This window comes from Burkholderia sp. MBR-1, from assembly GCF_013822785.1.
Lineage (GTDB): Bacteria > Pseudomonadota > Gammaproteobacteria > Burkholderiales > Burkholderiaceae > Burkholderia > Burkholderia vietnamiensis.
Window position 1 is genome coordinate 555,010 of sequence record NZ_CP053610.1, and the last position, 12,937, is coordinate 567,946.

Below are 12,937 nucleotides of genomic sequence, written 5' to 3' on the forward strand. Positions count from 1 at the left end.
TTGGTTGCAATCGGGGACGGCCTGCCTACGCGACATCGGCGACTCGTCTATTCAATCGATACCGGATCAGACGACGCCAGTGTTGCGCAGTAAATCTGTCGATCGTAACGGTTCCGAGGCCTGCGCGCGGTGGTCGCGTTGCAAAAGCGGGGTGGCAGGACGCGGTGGCGGCACGTGCGTCTACAGATTGCTTGCTCACCCAACCGGAAAACCCGCTTTAGCCACCCGTTCACCAACCGGCCCTCAGCGTCCACATCGCATTCGCCGGTTGGCAAATCAACCAGACGCGTCGCGCTACGCACCAGCCCCCGCCCTGATCACATGCTCGAGCCCCACTGGCCCGACCGGCGCCTCCGCGAGCCACGGAATCAGCGCGGTGCGCTGCGCCAGATCGTCCGCCACGCGGCGCACGAACGGGACCTCGTACGTGCCGCGCTGACACAGCATCGGATCGGTCGTGCCGCTCGCCAACAGCGACTGGTTGATGACCCAGGCATATGGCGTGATCCCGGCACGGGCGAGGTCGGCGCTCAGGCGTTCGGCTTCGTGAACCGGCGTCGCTTCAGGCAGCGTGACGATGAGGATGCGGCTGTAATCCGGATCGCGCAAACGCGGCAGCAACTGGCGGACCGACTCCGGCATGTCGCCCTGCGTGCGCATCACTTCGCGGTGATAAGCCTCGGCGGCGTCGAGCAGCAGAATGGTATGCCCGGTCGGCGCCGTATCGAGCACCACGAAGCCGGACTTGCCTTGATCCACCGTCCGTGCGAACGCGCGAAAGACCGCAATTTCTTCGGTGCACGGCGAGCGCAAGTCTTCCTCGAGCATGGCCCGGCCGCCCGCATCGAGGTGCGATCCCGCTTTCGCCAGCACCTCTTCGGTGTACTGCTGTACTTCGCGCGCCGGGTCGATGCGGGTGACGCTCAGCCGCGGCACCACGCCGTCGACCGTGGCAGCCACGTGCGAAGCGGGGTCGGTGGTCGACAGGATCACGTCGTGTCCGCGCCCCGCGAGCGCGACGGCGATGGCGGCCGCAACGGTGGTCTTGCCCACGCCGCCTTTGCCCATCGTCATGATTACGCCGTGGCCCGTAGCCGACAGCGCGTCGACGAGCCCGCCGAGGCCGGGCGGCAATGCGGTGTCGGGCATGCGGCGCTCGGTCGGCATGCGCACGCGTTCGGGGTGCGCCATGTCGCGCAGCGCGTCCAGTCCGACCGTGCCGCGCGGCAGAAACGGAATGCGCGTCTGCGGCAGCACCGACAGCTCGCGCGGCATGTCGGCCAGTGCCTGTCGCGCGCGCTCGGCCATCGCGGTTGCAATCGCGTCGTCATGCCGCTCGGTGGCAAAGAGGCCATTGATCGCCAGCACCTGGTTGCGAATGCCGAGCTCGGCCAGTTCGTGCCGCGTGCGATTCGCTTCGCGCAACGCGGCGACTTCCGGCCGGCTCACCAGGACGACGGTGGTGTCCACCGCGCTCGACAGTCGTTCGACGGTCGCCGCGTACAGCGCCTTCTGCTTCTCCAGTCCGGCTAACGGCCCGAGGCAGGAGGCGCCCCCGGTCGACGACGAAATGAACTCGTTCCACGCGGAAGGCAACGTCAACAGACGCAGCGTATGGCCGGTCGGTGCCGTATCGAAGATGACGTGATCGAAATCGGCCGTCGCGGCGGGATCGCCGAGCAGTTTGGAGAATTCGTCGAAAGCCGCGATCTCGACCGTGCAGGCACCGGAGAACTGCTCCTCCATGTTGCGGATCGCCGCGGCAGGCAGGACGCCGCGATACGGTCCGACCATGCGCTCGCGGTACGCCTGCGCGGCCGCTTCGGGATCGATGTTCAAGGCGAACAGACTGGACGCGCCGGGCACGGCCGTCGGCGATTGGCTCAGGCCGACGCCGAGTACCTCGTCGAGATTGGACGCCGGGTCGGTGCTGACGATGAGCACCTTCTTGCCGGCATCCGCCATCGCCAGCCCGGTCGCACAGGAAAGCGAGGTCTTGCCGACGCCGCCTTTGCCGGTGAAGAACAGATAGCGGGTCTGCGTGTCAGGGAGGGACATGTGCGCTCCCTAGCAGCAGCCGGAGCCGGGCGAGCAGCAACTGCCGGCCTTGACATGAGGCTTGTCCGCCGTCGTCAGCGCGATGCCCAGCTTCTGCGCAAGCTGCTGGCGGGACGGATACATGCCGGTCGATACGATGTGGCCGTCGATCGCGAGGATCGGCAGCCGCTCCATACCCGCTTCCATTTCCTTGACCACCGCCGCGTTGGCGGCGAATGCCTGCGGCTGCTGACCCAGGTTGTAGCGGGCCACGGTCACGCCGTGCGCCTCGACCCACTTCAGATCGGCGGCGAATTGCGCCAGCACCGGGTCGACGTCCACACCGCAAACGCCCGTCGAGCAACACATCGCCGGATCGAACACTTCGAGCTTCTTCATGGCACTTTCCTCAAGGCAATCGAAATTCAGCGCTTTCCACAGGCACGGATGCGTCTGTGGGCACAGGTGCGTGAATTCGGGCAGACCGCGAATCGCCTCCGGAAGGTGGCGTCGCTCGATCTGCGTGAAGCCGCGCCGCACAAAGAACGCGAGCGCAGGTTCATCGTTCGGAATAAGGTAGAGCGCGCGCAGCGATCGCGTTTGCGCTAGCGCAATGGAAGCGTCGATGAGGCGGCTCCCCAGGCGGGATTGGCGCATTTCCGGCCGAACTGCGACCGAGCGCAACAGGGCCGCATCGCCGGATTGTTCCAGTCCTGCCACTCCGACGATCTCACCGGCGAGTATGGCGACATGGAAGCCGTCGAGGCTCTGTGGTGTGAGATCGCTGGCCGGCAGCCCGCACAGGTTCAGCAACGCGACGATGCGGTCGAAGTCCGTGGCGACTGCCCGGCGAATTTCGTCAACGGGCGTACTCATGACCGCGCTCCTTCAAGTGTGCCGTGATGATTCGTATGCGGAATGGTGATGCATCGCTCGCGATCGTGCCGCTCATCGGGCGCGTGTCCTGGGCGGCGAGATTGGCATCGTTCTGCCCCTCATGTTCGACCGCTTCAGCATCTATCACCCCCGCTCGTACCAGTCCTTCGTCCGGTTGACGATACGGACCACGAGCAGCATGACCGGCACTTCGATGAGCACGCCCACCACGGTGGCCAGCGCCGCGCCCGAATTGAAGCCGAACAGGCTGATGGCGGCCGCGACCGCCAGCTCGAAGAAATTGGATGCGCCGATCAGCGCGGACGGGCACGCCACGTTGTGCTTTTCACCCACCGCGCGATTGAGCCAGTACGCGAGCGCCGAGTTGAAGAACACCTGAATCAGGATCGGTACCGCGAGCAGCGCGATCACGAGCGGCTGGTCGAGGATGGCCGCGCCCTGGAACGCGAACAGCAGGACGAGCGTCGCGAGCAGCGCCGTGATGGACCAGGGGCCGATCTTCGCGATGGCTGCGTCGAATGCTGCCTGTCCTCTTGCGAGCAGCGCCTTGCGAAGCAACTGCGCCACGGCTACCGGGATCACGATATAGAGCACGACCGAAGTGAAGAGCGTCGCCCAGGGCACCGTGATGGCCGAGATGCCGAGCAACAGGCCGACAAGCGGCGCGAAGGCCACCACCATGATGCTGTCGTTGAGCGCCACCTGCGACAGCGTGAACAGCGGATCGCCGCCGGTCAGCCGGCTCCAGACGAACACCATCGCCGTGCAGGGCGCGGCGGCCAGCAGGATGAGGCCCGCAACGTAACTGTCGAGTTGCGCTGCAGGCAGCATCGGAGCGAACAGGTGCTTGATGAACAGCCAGCCGAGCAACGCCATCGAAAAGGGTTTGACGAGCCAGTTCACCACCAGCGTGACGCCGATGCCCTTGAGGTGCTGGCGTACCTCGTGCAACGATCCGAAGTCGACCTTCACGAGCATCGGGATGATCATCACCCAGATCAGCAGGCCCACGGGCAGATTGACCTGCGCGTACTGCATGCGGCCAATCGTCTGGAACATCGCAGGGAAAAACTGGCCGGCCAGGACGCCGGCGACGATGCAGAGCGCGACCCAGACGGTGAGGTAGCGCTCGAAGAAGCCGATGGGCGGCTTCGCGGGCGGCTTGTTCGAAGCGGTAAGGTCGGTAGCGGTCATGGGGCGATTCGCAAAAGGAGCGCTCAGCTTTTCAGGATGCCGTCGAGCGCGTGCAGGAGTTCGGCATCGCTCAGACGGTCGAGCGGAAGGGCGAGCAATTGCAGCATGCGATAGCCGATGGCCTCGCGCGTGAGTTCGAACGCCTGCCGCTTGCCGTCATCGCCGCCCGGCGCATTCGACGGATCGGCATAGCCCCAGTGGACCTTGACCGGAGCGCCCGGCCAGAACGGACATTGTTCCGCGGCTGCGCTGTCGCACACCGTGATGACGATGCGCATGCGCGGTGCGTCGTCGGCTGCGAATTCGTCCCAGCTTTTGCTGCGATAGTCGCGCGTATCGACGCCCGCGTTCGCGAGCGCTTCGAGCGCGAACGGGTTGACCCGGCCGCTCGGTGCGCTGCCGGCGCTATATGCGCGCACATCCTTGCCGAGCTTCTGCGCCCAGTGGTTCAGCATGCCCTCGGCGAGCACGCTGCGCGCGGAATTGTGGGTGCAGAGAATGAGTACGTTGGTCGTCGTCACGGGCGTGCCTTATCGCTTGCTGATGTCGCGCACAAGTTGGGTTGGCGCAGAGCTGCCGCGACGCTGGCCGCCGGAGCGCGGATGTCGGCGCGAATGTAAAACCGTCTCACGAACGTGATCCTTCAGCACTTGCAGGAATCGGCGGCCGCGGCGACGCACGGCTCGCCGCTGCAACAGTTCTCGGTGAGAAAGCCGAGCAGCGCGTTCATCTGCTCGAAGGCAGCTCGGTAGATCAGGCTGCGGCCATCGCGCTCCTGCGTGACGAGCGCCGCGTTCGTCAATTCCTTCAGATGGAACGAGAGGGTGGCGTTGGGAATGTCGAGTTGCGCCGCGATGGCGCCGGGCGTCAATCCGGCCGGGCCTGCGACGACGAGCATCCTGAATACGTTCAGGCGCAGCTCGTGAGCAAGCGCGGCGAAAGCGCGGACAGCATCTTTGTTTTCCATATTTCGAATATAGTCGAAATGATGGGCGGGAGCAACAAGGTGTTTGTCCGTCTGCTCGATTCGTTCAAGATCGACTACCCAACAAAAAGGCCCTCACGGGCCTTTTCCTTGACGCAACCTGCAACCACCACTCACCGCGTCAACGCCGTAAACCCCTCCAGCAACCGCTCGACATCCGCGGCCTCGATCGCGCCCATCGTCGAGATGCGGAACAGCTCCTTCGACAACCCGCCTTGCCCGGCATAGATGACGAACCCGCGCGCCTTCAACCCGTCGTGCAGCGCTTCATACGCCACGCCCTGCGGCAACCGGTACGCACGCAACACGACCGACGATTCACCGTCAGGCAACACCAGCGGCATCCCTCGTGCGGCGAGCCCGGCCTGAACCTGATCGGCGAGCGCCTTGTAACGCGCATGCCGCGCGCGCCAGCCGCCGGCTTCGTCGAACTCGCGCAACGCTTCGACGAGCGCGTAATACGCATGCACCGAAGGCGTAAACGGCGTATTGCGCTGATCCTGCAGCTTCGCCAGCCGGCCGAGATCGAGATAGTAAGTCCGGCTCGCGGCCTTCGTGAGCGCGCTGCGACGCACGATCACGAACGCGGCACCGGGCACGCCGTGCAGGCACTTGTTCGCGGTCGCGGCAACGGCATCGATCACGCCGCCGCCGAAGTCGATCGCCTCGGCGCCGAAGCTGCTCACGCCATCGACGAGCATCCTCACGCCGCGCGCACGGCACACGTCGGCGATCGCACCGAGATCGTTCAACCGGCCCGTCGTCGTCTCATGATGAATCACCGCGACGTGCGAATAGCCGCCCGCGTCGAGCCGCGCGGCGACTTCCGCGACATCGGGCGCCTGCATCCATTCGTGCTTCAGCACGTCGTGCGCGATCCCGTACTGCGTCGCGATCTGCGTGATGCGCTCGCCATATACGCCGTTCTCGATCACGAGCAGCTTGCCGTCCTGCGGCACGAGCGCCGCGATCATGCTTTCGACGGCGGCGGTGCCCGAGCCGGTCATCAGCACGGCGGCCCATTCGGCCGGATCGAGCTCATACGCGGCGACGAGTCGCGCGCGCGCCTCGTCCTGCAGATCGAAGAATTCGCTTTCGCGATGGCACAGGTCCGGTTGCAGCAGGCTGCGGCGCACGCGTTCGCTGAGCGTGACCGGGCCGGGATTGAGCAGCAGCATCAATGGGCTCCTTCAACGTGGGCTTCGGTCTGCGCGGCGCCGATATGCCGCATCAGGCGCGTCTTCACTTCGACCGGCGTGACGGTCGGGCGGGGCAGCCCGTCGGGCACACCGGTGCGGATCGCGACCCGTACGAACTGTGCGCCGTCGGCCTGCGCCGCGAGCGTCGCATCGAGCACGTCGAGCGTGTCGCCCTCGACGGCCGACGCGTAACCGCACGCGGCAGCCACGCCCGCGAACGACACATGCTGCGAGACGGTCGCCTGACCGCCCGTCGATTCGTGCGCGCCGTTGTCGAGCAGCACGTGCGTGAGGTTCGACGGCCCATAGGTGCCGAGCGTCGCGAACACGCCCATGCGCATCAGCGCGGCGCCGTCGCCGTCGACGGCCACCACGCGCAGGTCCGGGCGCGCGAGCGCAAGACCGAGCGCGAGCGGCGTCACGCAGCCCATCGAGCCGACCATGTACAGCTGGTTCGGCCGATCGTCGATCGCATACAGCTCGCGGCCGCAGAAGCCGGTCGACGCGAGCACGACGGTCGAATCGACCGGCGTATGCGCGATCACGCGCTGCAATGCGTCGTGGCGCGTCGGCCACGCGGCCGGCGATGCGGCGCGCGCGCCCGACTGCGCGGCGACGTGCGCGCGCGGCGCGGCCGCCGGGTTCGCCTTCAACTCATACGACGCGACGCTGCCTTTCTGCATCACGAGCGCGTACGGACGGCCCGTCGCGTCCATGTGCGCGACCGCGCGGTCGAGCGCCGGGCCGACCTGTTCGGGGTCGGTCGGGAACGTCTCCCACGGGATCTCCATGGTGTCGAGCATCGCCGGCGTGATCGGCCCCATCAGCGCATGCTGCGGCTCGTCGGGCACGCCCGGCTGGCCGCGCCACGTGACGATCAGCAGCTGCGGCAGCCGGAACGTCCACGTCAACGACGTGAGCGGGCTCACGGCGTTGCCGAGGCCCGAGTTCTGCATCATTGCGATGCCGCGCTTGCCGCCGAGCGTCGCGCCGGCGATCAGTGCGACCGCGTCGCCTTCGTTGGCCGCCGACAGGTAATGCAGCGTCGGATCCTGCAGCACGTAGTTGATGAACGGCGTCAGGTAGGAGCACGGCACGCCCGCGTACCAGTCGAACCCGCGCTCGCGCGCGGCCTCGACGAACTGCGCCGCTTCGATCATTGCGCGCCTCCGTTGGCGGTGCCCGGCTCCGACAGCGGCGTCTGGCCGTGCGCGAAGTCGCCCGCGCGACGGAAGTCTTCGAGATCGTTGACGCCGCGCCAGTGGCCGTGCACGTACTGCACTTCGATCTTCTCGCCGGCGGCGATCAGCTCGTTGAGCAGCGACGGGATGTCGAGCGTGTCGAAGTCGGCGCGCGCCTGCAGCGTTGCGAGCATCGCCTTCAGCCGCTCGACGCCCGCGCCGCGCACGTTCAGCAAGCCGATCCAGCGGCCGTGCGGCGCGCCGGCGGCAACGTCGCTCGACACGCGTTGCAGATACGTCTTCTGGCCGAACAGCCCGCGATCGTCGGCCGCCGAGCACAGCGCGAAGTCGCGCACGCTCTGGTTGGTTTCGGTCAGCGACGAATCGACGACGACGCTGAACTCCGCCTCGCTCTCCGCGAGGTCGCGCAGGATGTAGCTGCGGAACAGCAGGTCGCCGTACGAGATCACGGTGTCGCCGGTCAGGCGTTCGGCCGCGCATGCGAGCGACGCGAGCTCGCCCGTCTGCGCATGGCGCTCGTTCACGACCAGCTTGATGCCCGACGTGTCGATCGCGTCGGCGCGATAGCCGCCGACCACGGTGATGTCGTTCACGCCATGCTTCTTGAAGCCGTCGACGAGCCAGCGCAGCAGCGGCTTGCCGGCGACCGGCAGCATGACCTTGGGCTTGTCCTCGGTGACGGCCTCGAGCCCCTTGCCGCGGCTCGCGGCGAGCACGATCGCGGCGTTCGACGCACGCGACGACGACGACAGGTAGATGCGCTCGGCCGCCGAGTATTCGTCGGCGTCCTGCAGGCGGAAGATCTCGTTGACCGACGCGACGCGGTCCTCGACGTTGATCAGCGTTTCGTTCTCGTGGATCTCGCGTGCGACGGCCTGCATCGCGGAGGCCGACGCGCGGATCAGATGGTTCGCCCAGATCACGGTGCTGATGCCGGCCTGGCGGAACACGTCGGTCGGCGTGCTGTAGTACTTGGTCGGCACGATCACGAGCGGGGCCTTGCCGCTCCACTCGCGCGCGAACTGCAGGATCTCGTCGGGGCGCGACAGCTTGCTGTGGATCAGGATCGCGTCGGCGCCGGCTTCGGCATACGCGTTCGCGCGGCGCAGCGCCTCGTCCATCCCCCAGCCGGCGATCAGCGCCTCGACGCGCGCGACGATCGAGAAGTCGGGGTCGCTCTGCGAATCCTTGCCGGCCTTGATCTTGCCGCAGAATTCGTCGATCTCGGCGAGCGGCTGGCGTTCGCCGTCGATGAAGCTGTTGGTCTTCGGGAACTGCTTGTCCTCGATGCACACGCCGGCGATGCCGCGCTGCTCGAGCTTCTTCACGAGGCGGCGCACGTTGTTGAAGTTGCCGTAGCCGGTGTCGCCGTCGAGCAGGATCGGCAAGTCGCTCGCATCGGCCATGAACTCGAGCACGTCGACGACCTGGGTCCAGCTCGCTTCGTTGTTGTCGCGCACGCCGAATTGCGCGGAGATCGCGAGGCCCGACGCCCAGATTCCCCTGAAGCCGGCTTCGCGCACGATCCGCGCCGACAGGCCGTTGTGCGCTTCCATCAGGAACTCGAGCTGGTCGCTGACCAGCATGCGGCGCAGTCGCGCGCTGCGCGATTCGGAGAAGTTGGGTTCGCGTGCGTTCATCGTGCGGCTCCTGCGGTCGTGCGTTGGATCAGGGGAAGGATGTCTTGGGTCGCGCGTGCGACGTCGTTCGGGAAGTCGATCTCGATCCACGGCATGCCGGTGACGTCGGCGACGTCGAACGAATGGCCGCCCTCGAGCAGCAGATCGCGGACGGCTTCCTCGTGCGGCAGGTTCGCGCGGCCGCTGTCGACGTAGCCGGCGACGATCGTCGCGAGGCGGCGCGCGGTGGCCTCGGTGAAGCGGAAGAAGCCGACCGATTCGCCGATCGTGTCGTAGTCGAGATCGACTGCGAGCTGTTTGCGCAGTTCCACCGGCACGCCGTTCTTCAGGCACAGCTTGACGGGCTCGTCGCCGGCCTCGAAGTCGCGATCGATCAGCAGGCGATCGACCGGGCGGTCCGCGTTCGCCACCAGCGCGTGCAGGATGTTCTCGTCGTACAGCACGTCGGCGTCCATCAGCAGCACGTCGCCGCCGCGCGTCATCGCGTCGGCGACGGTGTGCACGGTCAGCACGCTGCCGAGGTCGTAGCGTTCGTTCAGCACGATCTCGGCGCTGCGGCCGAGGCGCTTCAATTCCTGCTCGACCTTCGCGGCCTGGAAGCCGAGCCCGAGCACGATTTCATCGACGCCCGCGGCGTCGAGCACGCGCAGATGGCGCTCGAGCAGCGACACGTCGTCGAAGCGCAGCAGGCATTTCGGAAATTGCGCCTCGGGTGGTTGTTGCAGGCGCAAGCCGAGGCCTGCCGCAAGAATGATGGCTCGCATGGGTTCTCCAACCAAAAAGCCGGCGATCTGAACGATCAGTCGGCGAGCGGCTGCGGCGCATGGCGCCGTTGCCAGTTTCTTTCACTGAAATGCAGATAGAGCAGGCCGGGCAGGCCGAGCGCGAGTTCGCGCGCGCGCTTTGCGAGCGACAGCGCGAGCGCCGCGTCGGGCGGCAGTCCGACCAGCGGCGCGAGCAGCAGGTAACCGCCTTCCTGCGCGCCGAGCGAGCCGGGGATCGCGAACGCGGCGCCGCGGATCGCCTGGCCGACGCTCTCGAGCAGCAGCGCGTCGAGCCAGCTGACCGGGTGGCCGAGAAAGTGCAGCGCGAGCCACACCTCGGCGGTGCCGACGATCCAGCCGACGAGGCTCAGTGCGAAGGTCTTCGCGACCTTCGCGCGATCGCGGTACAGCGCGCCGACCGCGTGGTCGATCGCGTCGGCGCGCGTCGCGAGCGACGACCAGTCGCGTGGGCCGAGCAGCTTCGACGCGAGACGCATGCCGCGGCCGAACAGCCCGCGCCGCTGCGCCGCGTAGAACGCGACGGCGAGCGCGCCGAGCACGCCGGTGGCGATCAGCGCCGGCGTGCGCAGGTGCGTGACCGATTCGTGCGTCGCATACGCGCTGAACGCGGCGATGCCGATCAACGCGAACGCCATCTGCGCGAGCGCCTGCATCGTCGTGCTGACGGTGACCGTGGCGGCCGCGTCGGCCATCCGCGTGCCGCGCTGCGCGAGGTAGCGCACCATCAGCACGGGGCCGCCGATCTGACCGGCCGGCAGCAGGCTGTTCACCGACTCGCCGACCCAGCGCGCGCGCAGCGCGTTGCCGAGCGCGGCGCCGGGCTGGCCGCGGCGGAACATCGCCGAGATCGCCAGCGCGTCGATCACGAGCGGCACGACGTGGAACGCCGCGACGAGCGCGAGGCCCCAGCCGGCCGCGAGGAACGTCGACGCGACCGCGCCGACGCCTTGCCACGCGAGCAGCGCGACGAACAATGCCGTTCCGACGGACAGCAGGATCAGGCCAGCGCGTGTCATGACCCGGTCGCGCGTCGCGTCGCCAGCTGCTTGAACACCTGGCGGAAGCCGAAATAGGCGATCGCGTCCTTCATGTTCGAGACGAAGCGCTTCCACGGCCGCATGCCGGGATTGGTCACGTATTCGAACGTGAGGGACACGCGCATCTCGTTCTGGCCGAGCGGGGTGACGCGATGGCGCAGCTTGTCGCCGTCGAACAGCACGATGCCACCGTCGGCGATCTGCACGGAGCCCGCTTCGTCGGGCACGTCCGGGTTGCGGGTGTGCAGTTCGTAGTCGAGCCGGCACGTCGAATCGTCGATCACGCCGAACAGCAGCGTGTAGCGGCGGCCGTCGTAGTACGACGTGTCGTAGTGCCAGCCGATGTGGTCGCCCGGCTTCGTGTAGTAGTACAGCGCGTAAGCGTGCGGATCGTCGTCCGGCGACAGCATCAGCTTGTCGCCGGTGATTTTCTCGAGGAAGCCGATCAGCGCCTTCGAGCGGTACAGCTCGGCGATGTACGGCGCCTGTTCGTCGATCGTGTGCCGGCTCACGCTGCCGCCCTGCTTGTGGCCGGGCAGGTAATTGCGGTTCAGGTCGGCCTGCATCGCGCGTGCGGCGGCCGCGAGTTTCGCGTGCGCGTCGGGCGGCAGGAAGCTGTCCAGATACAGGAACGATCCCTGGCGCGTGTAGTCGCCGCGCAGGCGATCGGCGTCGAGACGGCCGACGCAGTCGGCCACGGTGCGATCGGGATCGGCCGCCGCCGCGCGCGCAGGCGCGGGGCGCGCCGGGCTCAGCACGGAGTCGTCGCGCGTGCTAGAAGTCATTTGGAAGCCTGGATTTCAGTTTGATTTTGAGTGCCGCCCGGCCGGTCGCTGCGTGCGCGGCCGCTCGACGGGGACATGAAGACCTGCGGCGCGGCGTTCGATTGCGCGGCGCCGTCGCGGCGCACGACGCGCCACCAGTCGATCACGACCCATGCGGCGAACAGCGGCGCGCCGATCGACGCCGCGAGCAGGAACGGCTGCACGCCGTCGACGAGCGTGACGAGCGGCAGCAGGTAGAGGACGTCTTCGGTCTCGAAGCCGCCCGCGAATGCCTGTTTGGTGCCTGCCTTGCCGGCGATCGATTCGATCCGCATCCGCAGGAAGAAGATCAGCGCGACGGCCGCGCCGGCCGCGGCGCCCAGCAGCACCGGCGACGCGATCATCTGGCCGCCCTGTGCGACGACGCCGACGCCCATGCTCACGAACAGCGCGACCGTGACGAGCGCATCGGCGGCGAGGTCGTAAAAGTGACCGATCTTGCTCGACTTGCCGCTGATGCGGGCGAGCTCGCCATCGGTATGGTCGACGAAGTTGGACAGCACGATCAGCAGCGCGCCGGCGTTGATCCAGCCGAAGCCGCCTTGCGCGAGGCACCACGCGCCCGCGACGCCGATCAGCAGGCGCAGGGTGGTGAGGTGGTTGGGGGTAACGGGCGTGTCGATCAGCGGTCGGACGAGCGCGCGCGCGAGCCGCGCATCCCAGGTGCGGGGCAGGGGGGGCTCGGAACGGTTGGCGGTTTTTCTTTGGTCCATCGGCGAAATATATACGGAATTGTAATTTGTTGCTTTTCCTTGGACCAATGTCCTGACATGTGCCTGTGTTACGGAGTATTCCGGGTGTTGGCCAGTTGTAATCCGGGCCCGTGAATTGACGTTCCCGCCTGCGGATCGTACCGGTTCCAGCGGGGTTCGCCGGGCGCCGCCGTCAAGGGCCGGCGGGCCGCGCAGCGGCGCTCGGCGCGGATCCGCGCGGGCGTGCGGCTTTGATCTCGGTCACGGGTCGAGATGGGGCGCCGCGCGACAATTCGCAGCAGCGATTCGCGAAGCGCTCGGCGTGCGCGGATTGCCCGGTTGCCGACGCCGGATCCGGACGGTTTTCGCTCGGTCGACGTTCAGCATTTCGTAAGCTGTGCGGGCGAGAATGGCCGTTTTCTTTCTAATGCCTTTCTGTCGCATT

Annotated in this window: 13 protein-coding genes; all 13 read right to left on the reverse strand. The window is 67.1% G+C overall.

Translation table 11 applies throughout. The features are described 5' to 3' along the window. Positions 1-294: 294 nt before the first annotated feature. Entirely contained in the window at positions 295-2,058 is a 1,764-nt protein-coding gene (gene arsA, locus MBR110_RS17340; RefSeq protein ID WP_014725085.1) for an arsenical pump-driving ATPase, read from the reverse strand. A gap of 9 nt (positions 2,059-2,067) precedes the next feature. After that, a complete protein-coding gene (gene arsD, locus MBR110_RS32510; RefSeq protein ID WP_011881969.1) occupies positions 2,068-2,913 on the reverse strand; it encodes an arsenite efflux transporter metallochaperone ArsD in 846 nt (281 codons plus the stop codon). Continuing rightward, the gene (locus MBR110_RS17350) at positions 2,897-3,061 is read right to left on the reverse strand and encodes a hypothetical protein (RefSeq protein ID WP_014725083.1); all 165 of its coding nucleotides are present in this window, start codon (positions 3,059-3,061) and stop codon (positions 2,897-2,899) included. Before MBR110_RS17350 ends, arsD begins: the two co-directional genes overlap by 17 nt. Continuing rightward, a complete protein-coding gene (arsB, locus tag MBR110_RS17355; protein ID WP_011881970.1) occupies positions 3,058-4,128 on the reverse strand; it encodes an ACR3 family arsenite efflux transporter in 1,071 nt (356 codons plus the stop codon). Before arsB ends, MBR110_RS17350 begins: the two co-directional genes overlap by 4 nt. Before the next feature lie 23 nt (positions 4,129-4,151). Beyond that, positions 4,152-4,649 (reverse strand): arsenate reductase ArsC, encoded by a 498-nt coding sequence (locus MBR110_RS17360; RefSeq protein WP_011881971.1) that lies wholly within the window; start codon positions 4,647-4,649, stop codon positions 4,152-4,154. Positions 4,650-4,771: 122 nt separating this feature from the next. Beyond that, complete coding sequence (locus tag MBR110_RS17365; RefSeq protein ID WP_011881972.1) at positions 4,772-5,095, reverse strand: ArsR/SmtB family transcription factor; 324 nt, start codon at positions 5,093-5,095, stop codon at positions 4,772-4,774. 131 nt (positions 5,096-5,226) lie between these two features. Beyond that, positions 5,227-6,291, reverse strand: coding sequence for a 2-aminoethylphosphonate aminotransferase (locus MBR110_RS17370; protein ID WP_011881973.1), 1,065 nt, complete (start codon positions 6,289-6,291; stop codon positions 5,227-5,229). Next, a complete protein-coding gene (gene aepY, locus MBR110_RS17375; protein ID WP_181709439.1) occupies positions 6,291-7,472 on the reverse strand; it encodes a phosphonopyruvate decarboxylase in 1,182 nt (393 codons plus the stop codon). The genes MBR110_RS17370 and aepY overlap by 1 nt, the downstream gene beginning before the upstream one ends. Then, a complete protein-coding gene (gene aepX / locus MBR110_RS17380; protein ID WP_011881975.1) occupies positions 7,469-9,154 on the reverse strand; it encodes a phosphoenolpyruvate mutase in 1,686 nt (561 codons plus the stop codon). The genes aepY and aepX overlap by 4 nt, the downstream gene beginning before the upstream one ends. Next, the gene (locus MBR110_RS17385; protein ID WP_011881976.1) at positions 9,151-9,918 is read right to left on the reverse strand and encodes a phosphocholine cytidylyltransferase family protein; all 768 of its coding nucleotides are present in this window, start codon (positions 9,916-9,918) and stop codon (positions 9,151-9,153) included. Before MBR110_RS17385 ends, aepX begins: the two co-directional genes overlap by 4 nt. A gap of 35 nt (positions 9,919-9,953) precedes the next feature. Further along, positions 9,954-10,955 carry an HpnL family protein gene (locus MBR110_RS17390; RefSeq protein WP_011881977.1) on the reverse strand — a complete coding sequence of 334 codons (1,002 nt, stop codon included), beginning with the start codon at positions 10,953-10,955 and terminating at the stop codon, positions 9,954-9,956. After that, complete coding sequence (locus MBR110_RS17395) at positions 10,952-11,761, reverse strand: HalD/BesD family halogenase (RefSeq protein WP_011881978.1); 810 nt, start codon at positions 11,759-11,761, stop codon at positions 10,952-10,954. Before MBR110_RS17395 ends, MBR110_RS17390 begins: the two co-directional genes overlap by 4 nt. After that, complete coding sequence (locus MBR110_RS17400) at positions 11,758-12,513, reverse strand: CDP-alcohol phosphatidyltransferase family protein (protein ID WP_011881979.1); 756 nt, start codon at positions 12,511-12,513, stop codon at positions 11,758-11,760. Before MBR110_RS17400 ends, MBR110_RS17395 begins: the two co-directional genes overlap by 4 nt. Positions 12,514-12,937 lie beyond the last annotated feature (424 nt).